Raw genomic sequence first — 17,322 nt, forward strand, 5'->3', positions numbered from 1 at the left:
AACACAGTTAGGTATTGATATGGCTCACTTTACAGTAATTGGTCTAGGGCGATTTGGCGTTGCCGCCAGCTTAGAACTTATTCATCTTGGACACACCGTAACGGGGGTGGATAGCGACCCGAAAATCGTCGAAAAATACGTCGAAGAGTTAACGCAAGCGGTCATATGTGACGCAACAGACGAAGGTGCACTCAGAGAGTTAGCGTTAGCGAACAGTGATGTGGTGTTGGTGGCGATTGGCGAAGACATGCAAGCCAGTTTGTTGTGTACGCTGGCGCTGAAAAATCTGGGTGTGAAATCTATTTGGGTCAAAGCGAGCACCAAAGCACACCACACCATCGTGTCTAAGCTTGGTGTACAACGCATTATTCATCCGGAAGAGGAGATGGGCGTAAGAGTCGCGCAGGCACTCAACTATCCGATGGTGAACAACTATTTGGAAATGGGGCATGGTTTGTATGTGGTGGAAATCCACGTTAAATCCAATCTGCACGATACGCCGCTTTCTAAGTTGATCAGCCGAGGCAGTTACAACATTCAGCCTATCTTGGTGAAGCGCGAAGAAGCCGTCTACACCAATATCAATGATGAGTTTGTGCTTAATGAGTTCGACACGCTGTTGCTTTGCGGTAGTCGCGCTGAGCTGAAATACGTCGCTCCAAGGTTGGTGTAACATGGTTTTGTGGCATCCCTCTGTTATCCCAATCGAGCGAAAACCCAAAGCGGGCAAAAAATTGTTGGGCGCACCGCCATTAATACTTAGCCTCAGCTTTGCGTGCTTGATCATGCTCGGCACGGTCTTACTCAAACTGCCGATTGCCACCACAGAGCCCATCACTTGGATTCAAAGCCTGTTTACAGCAACATCGGCCATTACGGTGACGGGATTAGTTGTGGTGGACACGGGCACGGCGTTTACGCCTTTTGGGCAAGTGGTTATTGCTTTCCTGATTCAATGTGGTGGCCTAGGTTTGATGACGTTTGCTATCGTGACCTTGCTGGCTCTGGGCGGAAAAATTGGCTTTTTGGAGCGAGCAGTCGCGAGAGAGGCGTTCAACCAGACTGATTCATCGATACTCATTGCCACTGCTAAATCTGTATTGATGTTCGCTCTGCTCGTTGAACTTATTGGTTTCACTATTTTGAGCGTTTATTGGAGTGAAGAGCTGGGCTGGGAAACCAGTTTGTTCCATGGTTTCTTCTACACCATCAGTGCGTTTAACAATGCAGGTTTTGCGTTGAGTGCCGATAGCTTAATGCCTTACGTGGACGACCCGGTCGTTAACTTCACCATTACCAGTTTGTTCATTATTGGTGGTTTAGGCTTCTCGGTTTGGATTGACTTAAAACGCAATCGCCGTTGGCATCGACTCACCGTTTACAGTCGAATGATGATCTTAGGCACGATGATCATTAACGTGGTGGCACTTATCGCGATTTATCTGATTGAATATGACAACCCCAACACGCTTGCCCCGTTGAGCGAAGCAGGGAAATGGTGGGCATCGTGGTTTCAAGCGGTGACGCCAAGAACGGCAGGGTTCAACACTTTAGCTATCGATCAGTTGGAAGATGCCACAACGGCGATCATTCTGGTGTTGATGTTTATCGGCGGTGGATCATTGAGTACGGCAAGTGGCATTAAAGTTGTGACATTTATAGTGTTAGTCTTGGCGACTTACAGCTATTTGCGTCGCGATGAAGCAACCTATGCCTTTCAACGCGAGATTCCCAAAGAGACCATCAGCAAGGCATTGGCGCTGACTCTGATCTCGGTGGGGGTGACTTGGTTTGCCATATTCACGCTGTTACTGACAGAGAAAGCGTCTATGTTAGACATTATGTTCGAAGCGGTCTCGGCACTGGGTACGGTTGGGTTATCGCGAGGCTTAACGGGCAGTTTGTCCGAACCGGGTGAGTTAGTGATCATCTTCATGATGTTTATGGGACGATTAGGGCCTCTTACATTAGCGTACTTCTTAGCCAGTCCAAGAAAGAAAAAAGCGCGTTACGCGAGTACTAAACTGGCAATAGGGTAAATGGGCTAACTCGTACAAAGTGAGCAAAAGGCTAGACAAAAGAGGAGTAACTGCTCCTCTTTTTGTGCTCGTTGTAGCCACGAAACTGTATACGGCAGTCTCTCTCACAACAATTTATGATTCATCTCTATTTTTTATCATTTATAAATTGTCGTTTTTGAGGTGTTGTCCAGAATGGCATTATCCACGTGCAACATAAGATTGCCGGGAATAAAAATAATTACAATACTGCCTTACTGGAAGATACATGAAAATCAAACCCCTCCCACCTTTAAATAGCCTCGTTGCGTTTGAAGCGTCGGCGCGGCACTTGAGTTTTACGTTAGCCGCTGACGAGCTAAACGTGACCCAAGGTGCTATCAGTCGCCAAATTAGACAATTAGAAGAATACTTAGGCAAGGCTATGTTCACGCGAGCCAATCGAAGCATTAATTTAACGCCTACAGGTCTTCAATATTATCAAGCAGTCAGCCAATCTTTGCTCGATATTGCTCAAATCACGGGTGAAGTGAAGAAGTGGCAGGGCGAACAAAAGATCACGGTTGCGACGACAAATGCAATGGCAGCCTTGTGGTTGTTGCCTAAGGTTGCTCAATTTCAAAATGAACATGATGACATCGATATAAGAATATTGGCCTCAGATAATGTGTTGGACTTACGCCGATTAGATTGCGATCTCGCCTTGTTTTATTGTCGCACTCCACCTGCGGAAATGGATGTGACAACGCTATTTTCAGAAGAAGTATTCCCTGTGTGTAGCCCGCTTTATTTAGAGAAAATCGGCCAGCCTAGTAAGCCAGAAGAAATCTTCAATAAAACGTTACTCTATCTGGAAGAGTCTCAAAGAGATTGGGTGAATTGGGAGCAGTGGTTTGCGAGTGTAGGATTGCCAAATATTTCGCCTCGTAATCGCATGAACATCAATAACTATCCAATGCTGTTACAAGCGGCAATTAATGGTCAGGGAATCGCGTTAGCCTGGGGGTCATTAGTGGACGACTATTTACAAAGCGGTGCTTTAGTTAGGCCAGTCGAACACGTGCTTTCAACACCTTCCAATTTCTCTATGCTTGAACCTAAAAATAGAGGTTTAATCCCAGCAAGCGTCAAGCGTTTTAGAGAGTGGCTTTTGCAACAGTTGCCAGATGAGGTGGGTGATCGAGGTTTAGCCTAAATCAATAAGCAGAGAAAATAACAGAGTTTGGTCATGTTAAAAAGCGGGAGTACCAGTTCCCGCTTTGTTTTAATTGATTGATGAAACGACGCACTAACTTAGTACTGGTCCCTGATTGAGTGTGGAATCATCTTTTAGTGAGGATGTTGAAGCGATAGGCTCGGAAACCACTGTTTTGCTTTCAACAAGCGGTTCAACAGGACCATCAAGTTTCTCTTGCTCTGGGTGAACGTGCTCTGGAAGCATTGCCCATGGCTTAGGTTCGCGTCGAATACTATGAAACAGCGTTAAGCTCATCACTGCGATAAAAATGGCGATAGGGAAACCGGCAATAATGGAGGCCGTTTGCATTGCTTTTAACCCTCCTGCGTATAGAAGTACTCCCGCAATGGCTGCGATCATGATCCCCCACAATACGCGTATAGAGGTAGGAGGCTCACTGTGCCCAGCGGCATCGAGGGTACATAGAACCAAGGTACCCGAGTCTGCGGAGGTAATGAAATAAGTACCGAGTAATAGACACGCAAGCACGCTAAGTAGTTTACCAAACATACCTGTATCTAGATTGTCGAATAGCGTAAACAAAGCGCGTGTCGTATCGGCTTTAGTCGCTTCAAGAATCGGGCCGCCAGAAAAATCCGCAGGTGGTGTTTGTTTGGTTTCTTGTGCCGCAGTGACTTGCTCTTGATGAGCAACACGAGCGTCTTGCTCTACCTTCAACGCTGCACCACCAAATACTGAAATCCATAAAAACGTGATCAGCGTGGGTACGATGAGAGCACCGCCGATAAGTTCACGTATTGTGCGTCCTTTAGAGATACGAGCCACAAACATGCCAACGAAAGGTGCCCAAGTCATCCACCAAGGCCAGTAATAAGCCGTCCACCAGTTTTGCCAGCCAGAGTCATTCTGTGCATCGCTCCATAAGCTCATACCGACAATGTTTTGTGCATAAAGCCCTGTGCTTTCAAGTAGCGTATTTAAGATATAGCGAGTTGGACCAATGTAAAGTACGACTAGCACGAGTGCGAGTGAAAGCAGCATGTTCCATTCTGATAAACGGCGAATACCTTTTCCTACACCAGATAGCACCGACGCAACCGCACAAGTACAAAGGGAAACGATAATAAAGAGTTGAATCCCCAAACTAATTTCTAGACCAAAGGCTTGATTCAAACCAGAGTTTATTTGGATAACTCCCATCCCCAAGGTTTGAGAGATACCGAAAGCAGTCACCGCGACTGTTAGGATATCAACCGTGTGCCCGATAGGCCCATAAATACGATCACCAATCAAAGGGTACAAGATAGAGCGTAGGGTAAAAGGCAGATCTTTACGGTAGGAAAAGTAAGCTAATGCGAGTGCAACAATGATAAAGACAGACCAAGGATGTAGACCCCAGTGAAAGAATGTCAGTTTCATTGATGTTGTTGCGGCTTCATTGGTCAGGCCTTGAGTAAATGGGTTGTCAGCGTAATGCCACATCGGTTCGGCGACCGACCAGAAAATCAAGCCTATCCCCATGCCTCCGGAAAAAAGCATGGATACCCAAGACAAATAACTAAACTCTGGTTTTTCGTCATCTTTACTCAAACGAATATGCCCATATCGACTAACCATAAGGTAAAGAAGAAAACCGACAACGAGTGAAACAAGTCCGATGTAAAACCACTTCATATTCTGTAGCAAAATGCCGGAAATCGTTTCGAAGTATTGGCCCGCTTGATTGGCGAGAATGGCGCAGAAAAGTACAAAACCGATAACGACGATCTTTGATGCGATTGTCACAGTCGGATTGAGTCCTTTCAATATCCCAGATGTTGCTCTCATAGGCATCCCTCACAGTGCGTTTGTTTTAATGTTATTGTTTGTTGCGTTATTGTTAATTTTTGAAAGAGAGTAGAGAGAGGGCTTTTGTGTTTCAACTGATTAATACTCATCGGTTAATGAGTATTAATCATGACAAGAAGATCATTGTTAATTAAAAGGTTATTTTTTTGTTCGAGATCAATGCATGAATGACAAAAACTCATCCAAGCCCGGCGAAAAAGTCGTTTGTTTGTTGCCGGGTTGTTAATCAAGATTATCTCCACTAACACAACACGATGTTGTACGCACTGGATGCAACTCGACTCTCGGAGATAAGAATATGAGCAATGTCAACCAAACCATTATTCCTGTTGAACTTGTTGATAATGTACTGAACCCAATCAGTGAAGCAACAGGAATGCCGAATCAGGCCTACACCAGCGAAGAGTATTTTACTTTTGAGCGTGATCAGGTGTTTGGTAACACTTGGGTATGTATTGGTTTTGCATCAGACCTGCTTAGAAATGGTTATGTAATGCCACTTGATTTCATGAATCTTCCACTACTCATGATGAGAAATCGTCAAGGTGAAGTCCAAGTCTTCCACAACGTGTGTAGCCACCGAGGTATGAAGCTGGTTCATGAGGCAGGCGAAGTTCAAGGCATGATTCGCTGTCCTTACCATTCATGGACGTACGATCTTGACGGCAATCTAAAAGGCACACCACACATCGGTGGTATCGCAAAACACAAAGATGACCGATTTAAGTGTGAAAAGCACGGCCTTAAGCCACTTCGTTCAGCCGTTTGGATGGACATGGTATTCGTCAACTTATCGGGCAATGCAGAAAGCTTTGAAGAGCATATCGCGCCGCTAGAGCAACGTTGGCAGCAATTCTTAGGTGAAGAAGGATTAGGGCTTCTTCGCCGCGTGAACATGGGTGGCAACTTAGAGATAGAAGTGAAAAGTAACTGGAAGCTTGCCGTAGAAAACTACTGTGAAGCTTACCACTTACCTTGGGTGCATCCGAGTTTGAACAGTTATTCTCGCCTAGAGGATCACTACAACATCATGTTTGCAGAGCGTTTTGCTGGCCAAGGTAGTCTCGCATACAACCTCTCTGATACTGCAGGAACACACTTACCTAAATTTCCAAGCTGGCCAGAAGATAAACTGCGTCATGCAGAATATGTTGCACTCTTTCCAAACGTGTTGCTTGGTATTCAAGCCGATCATGCCTTTGCAATGATGATTGAACCAATCACTGCGAATAAAAGTGTTGAGCACCTACGTGTTTTCTATGTGGGTGATGAAGCAACGAAAGATGAGTTCGCTGCGTGCCGTACTGCTACCGTTGAGTCATGGCGAGTCGTATTCGGCGAAGATATTGGAGCGGTCGAGGGCATGCAGGAAGGTCGTTACTCACCTGGCTTTGGTGGTGGTGTGTTCTCACCAGAAATGGATGTTCCGACGCATTTCTTTCAAACCTGGTTGGCAAAGCAAGTGAAAGCGGCACTGGAGCAGTAATATGATGCATTACCTTAATTATATTGATGGTGAGTGGTGCGATTCAGAGCAAGCGCTGACCGTCATTAACCCTGGCACAGCCGAAGCGTATGCGACGATTGCAGAAGCCACTATCACCGATGCCGACCGCGCAATGGCAGCGGCACGTCGAGTGGTCAAGCAAGGTCTTCTTTCGGACGTTCGTCCAGCCGTCAGAACCGAGTGGATGTTAAAAGCCTCCGCGGCTATTCGTGAAATGGTTGATGAAGGTGGGTTAGTTGCCTGCCGTGAAAATGGGAAATCTTTGCAAGATGCCAAAGATGAGTTTTTAGAATCGGCACGTTACTTCGAATACTACGCTGGCATGGCCGACAAGCTGGAAGGCACGTCAATTCCATTGGGTAAAGATTATGTCGATTTCACCCAATATGTGCCGTTTGGTGTGTCAGTGCAGATTGTGCCGTGGAATTTCCCAGTTTCTATTTGTGCACGCTCATTAGCACCTGCATTAGCTGCTGGTAACGCAGTGGTGATCAAATCGCCAGAGATTTCCCCACTCGCTATGACGTTGTTGATTAAAGCGATTGAAAAAGCGGGCTTCCCAAAAGGCACGATTAACTTGCTATGTGGCAAAGGCTCAGTCGTTGGAAGTCATTTGGTGCAGCATCAAGACGTTGATCAAATTGTCTTTACAGGTTCTGTGCCGACCGGCCAACGCATACTGAAAGATTCAGCGCAACGCGCCACACCATCTGTGATGGAGCTGGGTGGTAAATCGGCCGCTATCGCACTGAAAGATGTGAGTCTCGAAACGCTTTTACAAAGCGTTCAAGTCGGTATTTTCTTTAACGCTGGTCAAGTTTGTTCGGCAATGTCTCGTTTGCTAATTCAAAAAGAGCGTTATGAAGAAGTAAAAGCGGCGGTAGTGGAAATGGCAAAAAGCCTAACTATTGGTCAAGGCGAAAGCCAGCCGGACATCACACCGTTGGTATCGGCTGATCAACAAGCACGCGTGCTTGAAATGATAGAACAAGCAAAAGCCGACGGCGCGAACATCCTAACGGGTGGGTACGCCCCTGATTTGTCAGGTTACTTTGTGGCACCGACGGTGATTGAAGCCTCACCAGATATGCGTATTGCTCAAGAAGAAGTGTTTGGCCCTGTACTGGTAATTACACCGTTTGAAACCGAGCAAGAGGCCGTTGAAATCGCGAATGGCACCGATTTTGGCCTGGTCGCTGGTGTCTTTGGTGAAAGCCTAAACCAAACATTGCGTGTGGCACAGCAACTGCGTGGTGGACAAGTGTTCATCAATGAATGGTTTGCTGGTGGCATCGAAACACCATTTGGTGGCGTGGGCTTGTCCGGGTTTGGGCGAGAAAAAGGACAAGAAGCGATTTATAGCTACGTCCAGACACGCAATATTGCCATTCGTTTGCAGTAAGACAGCAACGTATAGCTACCGTGTAACTGTATTTTCATCACCTCGTACCGGCTTGGATTTCAGACCACAAGCTAGGGCGAGGTTGATGGAATCACAACAAATCTGACAGCGGTTTGTAAACACGGAAATTCTGAACAAGGTAGTTGGAGTATAAGTGATGAGAAAGTGGCTCTGTATTATTTGCGGCTTAATCTATGATGAAGCACAAGGTTGGCCATCCGATGGCATTGCACCAGGAACAGCATGGGAAGATGTACCGGATGACTGGTTATGTCCTGACTGTTTAGTGGGTAAGGCCGATTTTGAAATGATCGAAATCACCGACGATGCGCCACTAGAAGAGGTTGCAGCTGTGTCTTCGGTGTCGGTAGAAGCGTCTGTTCAGCGAAATACGGCTCAGCCTCTTCCATCTGAAGTTACTCAACCTGTATTCTCAAATGACCCTATCGTTATCATCGGTAGTGGCCACAGTGGTTACCAGTTGGCGGCGGCACTTAGAGCACAATCCGAGACGGTTGCTATCACCGTCTTTACCGCTGATGATGGCGCTTTGTACAGCAAACCAGCTTTGTCTAATGCGTTGGTCATGAACAAAGACGGCGACGCGCTGCAAAGTGAAAGCGCGTTGAAGTGGGAAAGCCGTCTCAATATCCGCGTTTACCCGCATACGCGTGTTGAACAGATCGATCGTGCCAATTCAACGCTACATACCTCCATCGGTAAATACGCCTACAGCCGCTTGGTACTGGCAACAGGTGCATCACCGATTGAAATCCCAATTGAGGGCGATCGCTCTTGGGTTATGAGTGTGAACGACTTAGTTGACTACCGCCGTTTCAGATCGGAGCTGCAAGACAAAAAGCGCATCGCGATCCTAGGTGATGGCTTAATTGGCTGTGAGTTCGCGAATGACCTGATCGAAAGCGGTTATGAAGTGACAGTTATCGGGTTGGGTCAATGGCCAATGGAGCGTTTGATCCCGCAACAGTTGGGTGAATCATTACAAAGTGCACTCGCCGAACGAGGCGTGCAATGGGCTCTACAAGACAGTATCGCCAGAATCGAACCAAGGTCGGAATCTAGTGCGGTTTTACATCTAAACAGTGGCAAGCAGATTGAAGCAGATCTAGTGCTGAGCGCGGTTGGACTCAAGCCAAATGTTTCTCTGGCTGAGCAAGCAGGGCTCGAAGTGGGCCGCGGCATTAAAGTGAATCAATTCGGCCAGACGAGTGATGAGAATATTTACTCGCTAGGTGACTGTGTTGAAACTGAGCAAGGTTGGCAGCCCTATATTGCGCCGATTAATCAAATGATCCCTTCTGTAGCGAAAAGCTTGCTAGGCGATGTCGCCCCTATCTCGTTAACACCAACTCCAGTGATTGTAAAAACGCCGATTCTTCCACTCACGATTTTCCCGGTAGCCGCTGAAGAACAGGGACAATGGTACATCGAGAACCAAGCAGATGAATTGACCGCTGCGTTTTATTCACCAGAAGGAGCAATGCTCGGTTTTGCGTTGCTAGGAAGAAAAGTACAGTCATTACGCGGCCCTTGGCTAGATCAATTGTCATTGAAACTGTCAGCAGCGTAGCGGAGAAAAAAGATGATTCATTTACCCAATGATGACGTGACGTGTGGTTGGTACCATGCGTTGCCAAGTATTCCAGAAAAACCGGCGTTAAAAGGTAAACAAATTGCTGACTATGCCGTGTTAGGTGCCGGTTTCGCAGGCCTAGCTATGGCAAGACGTTTAGCTGAACTTATGCCTAATGCACGAATTATACTGATTGATGCGCAACGTATCGGCCAAGGGGCTTCAGGAAGAAATTCGGGCTTTGTTATCGATTTGCCTCATAAGTTTTCACTTGAGCATCCCGACCCTGAGCACAAACAAAAGTTATTGTCGCTCAACCGTTCTGCGATTGCTCAGCTAAACACTTTAGTGTCGAAGCACAGTATTTCTTGTCAGTGGTCAACAAAGGGCAAATATCAAGGAGCCGTAGGGGCGCGCGGTGAAGCGTATCTCGATCACTTTGAGCACCTAATGAAAGACCTTGGCGAACCATACTTCCATGTTAATGGCAGTGAGCTGGCGAAAGTCTTGGGAACCAACTACTACAGCCGCGCAATTTACACGCCAGGTGGTTATTTAATGCAACCTGCTGCTTTGGTGCGTGGGCTAGGGGAAAGCCTTCCAGAGAACGTCGAGGTGTTAGAGAACTCGCCAATCCGCAAGCTCAGTAAAGAAAACGGTTGCTGGGTATTACATGGAGATAGTGGCTCTGTTGAAGCCCCTGAACTGCTGCTTGGGACCAGCATTTTTACTCGGGAGTTTGGTTATCTTAAAAACAGACTACTTCCAGTGATGACGTTTGCAAGCTGGACGCGTCCATTGACTGACGCAGAAATGCAGCGATACGGAGGAGAGCTGAATTGGGGCCTAACTCCAGCTGATCATGCGGGAACGACGTTACGTATGACCGCCGATCGACGTATTTTGATCCGCAATACTTACAAACACGTGCCGAAATATGGCTCAAGCATGAACGATAAAGTCAGAGAACAAATCCGAGACGATCATCGTCAAGTCTTTTTGGCGCGTTACCCCGAGCTGGCCGACGTACCATTTACTCACACATGGGGTGGGGTATATGCCATCTCTCGTAACTTTACTAACTTTTTTGGTCAATTAGATGAAGGTGTTTATGCCAGCGCTTGCGACAATGGTGTTGGTGCTGCGTGGGGAACCATTTCTGGAACACTGTTAGCTGACTATGTCGTTGGTGCGACATCTAAATCATTGGATGACATACAGCAAGTGACAGGAATGCCTTGTTTGAATCCGCCAGAGCCTTTTTTAGGTTTGGGAGTAAAAACGCGTATCCAATTAGCAAAATGGCAAAGCCGGAGTGAATTATGAAGCAAGTCAAACTTGTTGATAGTAAAAGTCTAGATTTCAATGTTCGTGGTGATACGCCGGGAATGGCGTATGTTGCAAGGGCGTTAAGCCCAGAAATTTCACCAAACATAGGCGTAGGCTTTGCTAAATGGGAAGGCGCTAAAGTGGCTTGGACAGTGCTTTATGATGAAGTTATTTTCGTGATTGAAGGCTGTTTCGAGCTGACCGCAAATGGTGAAACACATTTTGTGCACCCAGGTCAGATGCTGTGGATACCGGAAGGGACTGAATTGGTTTATGGTGGGCATGCTCTGTTCGGCTATGTGGTTCATCCAGGAAACTGGAAAGAGTTACATGGTATTGAATGACTTTTATCATTTAGTAGTGTTTCGGAAAGGTAAAACAAAAATCCGATTTTTACCCATGAGTTTTCGTAAAAGAACTTAATCTCAGTGGAGCAAGGGTTTCTTACTTGCTAGTTTCTTGGTCACGTTTCCAGACGTGTTAGACCTTTCTCAATTGCTATTTTATCTATCAAAAAGGGAAGCCTTGGCTTCCCTATAATGAGTCTTCTTTTGGCTTGGCTAAATCTTTTATTTTAGCTCAAATTTACCCTGCATGATTGCCCAGTGACCCGGGAACGAACAGAAGAATGAATAGTCACCGCCGGCTTTCATTTTCTCAGTACTGAACGTAATGCTGGTGCTTTCACCGCCACCAATTACTTTTGTGTGAGCGTAGACGCGATCATCATTTGGTTTTACGTAGTTATTTTCTGCTCCAGCTGCCATGCCATCAGTACCGACTGCTTGTAGGTTGGCTGTGTCAGAGATGACCACGTTGTGACCCATCGATTGCGCTGGCATCTTACCTGTGTGATTCAGCGTTAGTTTTACCTCTTTACAAGTGGCTGGTACGCTCAATGTTTTAGTAGAAAACTGCATCATATCGTTAGCATCTAATGACACTTCACACTCGGCACTGGCTTGGGCACCAAAGCTCATTCCTACTAATGCGAAGGTTGTTGCTAATAAACGTAAAGACATATAACACTCTCCATTTTGTATTTTAGGCTGACTTGGATTGATCTTATCCAATAGTTCTCATTATCAGCCAATTTTCACTCCAAAAACGTGCTTCAATCGGTATATTGACGTTTTGTTGCAAGCTTGTACTGGTCAGTTCCGCTATTTGATCACTCAAATGCCTTATTTCATGCGATTGCGTGAGTTAAATCAAAAGTCGTGATTAGCCAGAGTTAAGGTGAAAATAATCTCTCTAAACGGGTGGCAGAATTGTTTGGTTTTACGGTATTGGAGAGGTTTCAAGAAAGAAGCTCAGCTAAATTGCTGAGCTTCTAGAGAACAGACGACAAGTAGGCCTAGCGAGTTTGCTTTAACGTGTGCAACACATCATGCAGTGAAGGTGCGACAGTATGGTCTAATTGCTTTATTTCGTCACAAGGCTCAACCAAATCAGGAATTTGATAAGTGATCATGTTCGCTGCTACCGCAGCACGTACGCCATTATTTGAATCTTCAAAGGCGAGACATTTGGTTGGATCTACGCTTAGACGACTTGCTGCAAGCAGGTAGATCTCTGGATCAGGTTTGCCGTGTGACACTTCACAGCCTGTCGTTAAGTTGTCGAAATACTTGCTTAGGCCCGCTAACTCCAACTTCTTCTGTGCCACTTCTTTTGCTGTAGAAGTGGCGACTGCAATTGGCAACCCTTGGCCTTTCAACCACTCAAGCAGCTCAATCACCCCTTCTTTTACCGGTATCGCTTGGTGCTTAACCACAGCGTCGTAACGGTCGCGCCACTCTTGGTGTAAGCGGTCAAGATCATCCCCATAAGCTTTACGAAAAATCACTTCAATGCCCGCTGCATTGCGACCAATGATTGAAAGGTAAACATCTTTATAGAAGGGTAGGTTCTGGGCTTCACATGCTTCTTGGAAAATATGCATACAGACGCGCTCAGTATCAAGGAGCAAACCATCCATATCAAAAATAGCAGCTTGGTAGTTCATTACATTAAGACTTTTTGGTTGGGATGGCGCATTTTGACACAAGCAGATCGGTTTTTCTTCTAAAAATTAGAACTTGATTTTGATCCTATGAGTTCACATTGCCTCTGAGCACACTATACACAGAGTCTATAAATTAGGTGTGAAATATAATGTTTTTAAAATTAGAAAATTTCAGTTAAATAGATAAAACTCTAGCTTAATATAAGCTAGAGTTTTATTAATATTCTATTGTTATTTTAACTATTGGATAATTTATTAATAGTTAAAATTAATAATAAAATAATACCAAATCACGATTGTTTACGACTGCATGAGTGTACCAGCTCTTGACTTCAGATATTTGTTGCTCTGATAAGCCTCCGAAGTCAACGTTATCTTGGTGAATATCTTGATTTTTTATCATAAAAACAACAGGGAAATCGTCAGGGAATGGGAATTTTATAGGATAATCGGTATTAGTGAATGGAATATCGCAGAAATCGTTTACATCGCAAGGATACCAAGAGTTATTGGATAAGTAATAACCAGTTATCTTACATATAGCTTCAAGCAAGTAAGCATATGCGTAACCCAAGTGACTGTATTTTATCTCTTCAGACAGCATCTGCATAAGAAGCTCTTCAGCTCGGATGCTTTCGCCACTACTTTCCAGCATTTCATTAATCACTTTAAAGGAGTCTTGACACCTTTCCATGATGGCTTTTTCTAGCTCTGGATTACGCTCATTCTTTAGTACGTTAAAAACCTTTTCAGTATCTAATGAATATACTGTCGCCCCATATCCCATATTTTATTCTCCTCACTTTTATACAGTTAAATTCATTTAAGTGTTTTTATCGAAGGGATTATATTTTGATGTTTTTTGAAGGTAAAGTGTATACATAGAGGTTGTATTTATTATGATGAACTTTGAAAATTTAGATTCTTAAAATAAATACTATATATTTAATTTTATTAGATCTGGCTCATAAAAATACCTTAACTATTATTGTGTTTATTGTTAAGGGTTATTAAATCTGTGAGGTGGTTCAAGACAATAAAATTTAGAAGAAAATACCGTCAAACTTAGGTGGCTATTCTATCTGAGCACTCAGCTCACTACTTATAGTGGGCTGAGTGAGCGGTTGGGCATCGGCTCTTTATTTGGCGATGAATATGCCATATTAGGTGATATTCGTTAGTGTCTATTTTATCCCTAGCCGTTTTGCTAATCGGTGCAAATTGCCGTTATCTAATTCAAGCTGACGTGCCGTTGCTGCCCAGTTACCTTGGTTCTCTTCCAGAACTCGAACAATCATCGCTTTTTGGAAGGCGTCTGTGGCAGGCTTTAATCCGCCTTCTGGTAGCTCAAGCCGAGATTTTTGTTCCGTTTCTTCAACGTTCTTGATGTTCTGATTCGGCGTTCGGATGTCAAAATCTTGCTCAACTAACTCAATGTCCATGGCGTGGGTACGCGCTTTTGCCAAAACACCAGCACGTTTAATGACATGTTCAAGCTCTCGCACGTTGCCTGGCCATGAATAGTCTTTGAGTGCCTGCACCAAAGTGGGGGACAAACGAATGCTGTTCAATCCCAATTTGCTTCTTAAACGTTCGGCAAAAAAGCCTGCGAGTAACACCACATCGTCTTCACGTTCACGAAGAGGTGGAACATGAAGCGGGAAGACGCTTAGGCGGTGATGTAAGTCGGCTCGGAAGCGACCAGCAGTCACTTCTTCATGCAATATACGGTTGGTGGCGGCGACAATGCGTGTATTGACTCGAATATGGCGGTCATCACCCACACGTTGAATGTCTCCATATTGTAGAGCTCGAAGTAACTTGGCTTGCAGCTCTAACGACAGTTCGCCGACTTCATCTAAAAACAGTGTGCCGCCATCGGCTTGTTCGAACTTACCCTTGCGATTGCTGATTGCGCCTGTAAATGCGCCTTTGATATGGCCGAACAACTCGCTTTCCGCGACTGATTCTGGCAGCGCCGCACAGTTGAGGTAAACCAAAGTATTGCTAGAGCGGCTAGAGCGATGGTGAATAGCGCTGGCAACCAACTCTTTACCTACGCCCGTTTCTCCCATCACCAGCACAGACAATTCCGTATCGGCGACGGCATCAATCTGCTCTTGAAGATTCTTCATACCCTGAGAGTTGCCAATGATTTCATTACTTAAGGTGCGCTTCTCGGCGTAAGAGTCACGTGGCAGGCTCGCTTGTGTTTCTAATTGCTCTAACAGGAGTGCAGTGTGTAGGCCACCTGCTGCCAACGCGCTGACAAAACGTAACTCTTGGTTGCGTAGCCCATCAAATTGATTGGGGTCGAAGGCGTCAATCGTAATGGCACCAATCAGTTGATCGTCGATCAGCAGAGGTAAACCAATGCAGGAATGGACATGCAGTTTGTCATCGTGGTTTGGAATCAAGCCATCGTATGGATCAGGTAAGTCGCTGTCAGAGGGAAAGCGCACGATATCGCCTGCTCGGGCAATGGCTTCTAATCTTGGGTGCTGCTCAATGGAGAAACGGCGTCCAAGCACTTCTTTCGCCAATCCATTGATCGCTAAAGGTTTAAAGTGTTGGTCTTCATACAAAAGAAGGGCAGAAGAGTCACACTTCAATACCTCTCGAATCGTGGTTAACAACGTATCGAAGCGAGCCTGTTGAGTGAGGGCCGAGTTAAGGTCTTGCGTGATGTGTAGCCATTGCGCGATTAAAGAAGTCATAGCCAATACCGATTGTGTCAATATGACTATTGTAGTGTCTTAATGACAATTTTCAACTGTGTCTAAATGACACTTGTTAAAGTTGGATTTCAATTAAGATATTGAAATGTATGGCAATTAAAAGTTGGCATGCCCAGTGCAATACAAGAAGAAATTAGTTTTGTTTATCCCGTCATTCAAGGTAGTAATTATGACAATTCACGTAAAAAACAACATCCACTGGGTAGGTCAACGCGATTGGGAAGTCCAAGATTTCCACGGTACAGAATACAAAATGACAAAAGGTACCAGCTACAACAGTTATCTAATTCGTGAAGAGAAAACCGTATTGATTGATACGGTCGATCATCGATTCAGTCAACAATTCATCCAAAATTTAGAAATGGAAATCGATCTTAAGTCTATCGACTTTATCGTGGTAAACCATGCAGAGGAAGATCACTCAGGCGCATTGTCGGCATTAATGGAGAAGATTCCGAACACGCCAATTTACTGTACAGAAGCGGCGATTGATTCCATCGTTGGTCATCACCACCATCCTGAGTGGAACTTCAAAACCGTAAAAACAGGCGACAGCATTGATATTGGCAACGGTAAGCAATTGGTGTTCGTGGAAGCGCCGATGCTGCATTGGCCAGACAGCATGATGACTTACCTAACGGGCGATGCAGTATTATTCAGCAATGACGCATTTGGTCAGCACTACTGCGATGAACGCTTATTCAATGATGAAGTGGATCAAAATGAGTTGATGGAACAGTGTTTGCGTTACTACTCAAACATCCTAACGCCATTCAGCAGCTTGGTAACCGCAAAAATCAAAGAAGTGCTGAGTTTCAATTTGCCTGTCGACATGATCGCAACGTCACACGGTATTGTATGGCGCGATAATCCGGTTCAAATCATCGAGCAATACTTGGCGTGGGCAGACAATTATCAAGAAGATCGCATTACGATTTTCTACGATTCAATGTCAAACAACACTCGAATGATGGCCGATGCAATCGCGCAAGGCATTCACGATGTCGATCCTGGTGTGGCGGTCAAAGTCTTTAATGTCTCTAAGCATGATAAGAATGAAATTCTCGCCAACGTATTCCGCTCAAAAGGCATCTTGGTTGGTTCTTCTACCATGAATAACGTCATGATGCCGAAGATCGCAGGCATGCTAGAAGAAATTACCGGTCTGCGCTTTAAGGCGAAGAAAGCCGCTGCGTTCGGTAGCTACGGTTGGAACGGTGGTGCGGTGGATCGTATCCATGCTCGATTGACTGACGCAGGCTTTGAAACCGCGGTGAGTTTGAAAACCAAATGGCGACCAGATGGTAAAGCGATGCGTGAATGTCGCGAACATGGTCAAAACATCGCGAAATTGTGGGCAAAGCATGACCTGACAAGTCCTGTTACTTCGCTGGCGATTGCTGCGTCTGCACCACAAGTTCAATCACAACCCGCTGCACAAGTAGCAACACAAGCGGCAGTAGATGCTGCTTCTAGCAACCCTAGTACTGAGGCGCATCCTGCAGGTTGTCAATGCATGGTTTGCACCGTTTGTAATTGGGTATACGACCCAACTAAAGGCGAGCCTAATCAAGGCGTTGAACCGGGCATGGCATGGTCTGAAGTGCCAGATTACTTCTTGTGCCCAGAATGCCACTTGGGTAAAGACGTCTTTGTCGAATACAACGGGTAAGGGGGAGA

The 17,322-nt window shown here is 45.3% G+C and carries 14 protein-coding genes and 1 pseudogene; 10 read left to right on the forward strand and 5 right to left on the reverse strand.

Features of this window, described 5'->3' with window-relative positions; translation table 11 throughout:
- Nucleotides 1-19 precede the first annotated feature (19 nt).
- The 3 genes from R8N46_RS02100 to R8N46_RS02110 all read left to right on the forward strand — a co-directional run bounded on the left by R8N46_RS02100 (nucleotide 20) and on the right by R8N46_RS02110 (nucleotide 3,213).
- On the forward strand, nucleotides 20-673 hold the full coding sequence (locus R8N46_RS02100; RefSeq protein WP_005375180.1) for a potassium channel family protein: 654 nt from the start codon (nucleotides 20-22) through the stop codon (nucleotides 671-673).
- A gap of 1 nt (nucleotide 674) precedes the next feature.
- Nucleotides 675-2,039: a TrkH family potassium uptake protein gene (locus R8N46_RS02105; protein ID WP_115386781.1), complete on the forward strand. Its 1,365-nt coding sequence runs from the start codon at nucleotides 675-677 to the stop codon at nucleotides 2,037-2,039.
- Nucleotides 2,040-2,286: 247 nt separating this feature from the next.
- Nucleotides 2,287-3,213, forward strand: coding sequence for a LysR substrate-binding domain-containing protein (locus R8N46_RS02110; RefSeq protein WP_115386780.1), 927 nt, complete (start codon nucleotides 2,287-2,289; stop codon nucleotides 3,211-3,213).
- Nucleotides 3,214-3,306: 93 nt separating this feature from the next.
- Here the strand turns inward: R8N46_RS02110 and R8N46_RS02115 are convergent, their stop codons facing one another.
- Nucleotides 3,307-5,043 (reverse strand): BCCT family transporter, encoded by a 1,737-nt coding sequence (locus R8N46_RS02115; protein ID WP_115386779.1) that lies wholly within the window; start codon nucleotides 5,041-5,043, stop codon nucleotides 3,307-3,309.
- A 319-nt stretch (nucleotides 5,044-5,362) separates the two neighbouring features.
- Here R8N46_RS02115 and R8N46_RS02120 point away from each other — a divergent pair, with 319 nt between their 5' ends.
- The 6 genes and pseudogenes from R8N46_RS02120 to R8N46_RS02145 all read left to right on the forward strand — a co-directional run bounded on the left by R8N46_RS02120 (nucleotide 5,363) and on the right by R8N46_RS02145 (nucleotide 11,240).
- Complete coding sequence (locus R8N46_RS02120; RefSeq protein WP_005375185.1) at nucleotides 5,363-6,550, forward strand: aromatic ring-hydroxylating oxygenase subunit alpha; 1,188 nt, start codon at nucleotides 5,363-5,365, stop codon at nucleotides 6,548-6,550.
- Nucleotide 6,551: 1 nt separating this feature from the next.
- Nucleotides 6,552-7,973, forward strand: coding sequence for an aldehyde dehydrogenase family protein (locus tag R8N46_RS02125; protein WP_005375192.1), 1,422 nt, complete (start codon nucleotides 6,552-6,554; stop codon nucleotides 7,971-7,973).
- A 157-nt stretch (nucleotides 7,974-8,130) separates the two neighbouring features.
- A pseudogene (locus R8N46_RS02130) lies at nucleotides 8,131-8,292 on the forward strand (rubredoxin); the annotation flags it as partial.
- Nucleotides 8,281-9,564 carry an NAD(P)/FAD-dependent oxidoreductase gene (locus R8N46_RS02135; RefSeq protein ID WP_225491648.1) on the forward strand — a complete coding sequence of 428 codons (1,284 nt, stop codon included), beginning with the start codon at nucleotides 8,281-8,283 and terminating at the stop codon, nucleotides 9,562-9,564. The pseudogene R8N46_RS02130 and the gene R8N46_RS02135, both read left to right, overlap by 12 nt.
- Before the next feature lie 12 nt (nucleotides 9,565-9,576).
- Complete coding sequence (locus R8N46_RS02140; protein WP_005375205.1) at nucleotides 9,577-10,893, forward strand: NAD(P)/FAD-dependent oxidoreductase; 1,317 nt, start codon at nucleotides 9,577-9,579, stop codon at nucleotides 10,891-10,893.
- Nucleotides 10,890-11,240 carry an ethanolamine utilization protein EutQ gene (locus R8N46_RS02145; RefSeq protein WP_005375208.1) on the forward strand — a complete coding sequence of 117 codons (351 nt, stop codon included), beginning with the start codon at nucleotides 10,890-10,892 and terminating at the stop codon, nucleotides 11,238-11,240. Before R8N46_RS02140 ends, R8N46_RS02145 begins: the two co-directional genes overlap by 4 nt.
- Nucleotides 11,241-11,465: 225 nt before the next feature.
- Here R8N46_RS02145 and azu read toward each other — a convergent pair whose 3' ends face one another.
- From azu to norR, 4 genes are all read right to left on the reverse strand, one after another.
- Complete coding sequence (gene azu, locus R8N46_RS02150) at nucleotides 11,466-11,918, reverse strand: azurin (RefSeq protein ID WP_005375211.1); 453 nt, start codon at nucleotides 11,916-11,918, stop codon at nucleotides 11,466-11,468.
- A gap of 335 nt (nucleotides 11,919-12,253) precedes the next feature.
- Nucleotides 12,254-12,904: an HAD family hydrolase gene (locus R8N46_RS02155; protein ID WP_005375213.1), complete on the reverse strand. Its 651-nt coding sequence runs from the start codon at nucleotides 12,902-12,904 to the stop codon at nucleotides 12,254-12,256.
- Nucleotides 12,905-13,172: 268 nt separating this feature from the next.
- Nucleotides 13,173-13,691 (reverse strand): hypothetical protein, encoded by a 519-nt coding sequence (locus tag R8N46_RS02160; RefSeq protein ID WP_005375218.1) that lies wholly within the window; start codon nucleotides 13,689-13,691, stop codon nucleotides 13,173-13,175.
- Between the two features lie 397 nt (nucleotides 13,692-14,088).
- A complete protein-coding gene (gene norR / locus R8N46_RS02165) occupies nucleotides 14,089-15,621 on the reverse strand; it encodes a nitric oxide reductase transcriptional regulator NorR (RefSeq protein ID WP_213972116.1) in 1,533 nt (510 codons plus the stop codon).
- Between the two features lie 190 nt (nucleotides 15,622-15,811).
- Between norR and norV the strand changes: the two genes are divergently transcribed.
- Entirely contained in the window at nucleotides 15,812-17,314 is a 1,503-nt protein-coding gene (gene norV / locus R8N46_RS02170) for an anaerobic nitric oxide reductase flavorubredoxin (protein WP_005375223.1), read from the forward strand.
- Nucleotides 17,315-17,322 lie beyond the last annotated feature (8 nt).

The sequence above is a fragment of the Vibrio sp. 1874 genome, assembly GCF_033344395.1.
Taxonomy (GTDB): domain Bacteria; phylum Pseudomonadota; class Gammaproteobacteria; order Enterobacterales; family Vibrionaceae; genus Vibrio; species Vibrio alginolyticus.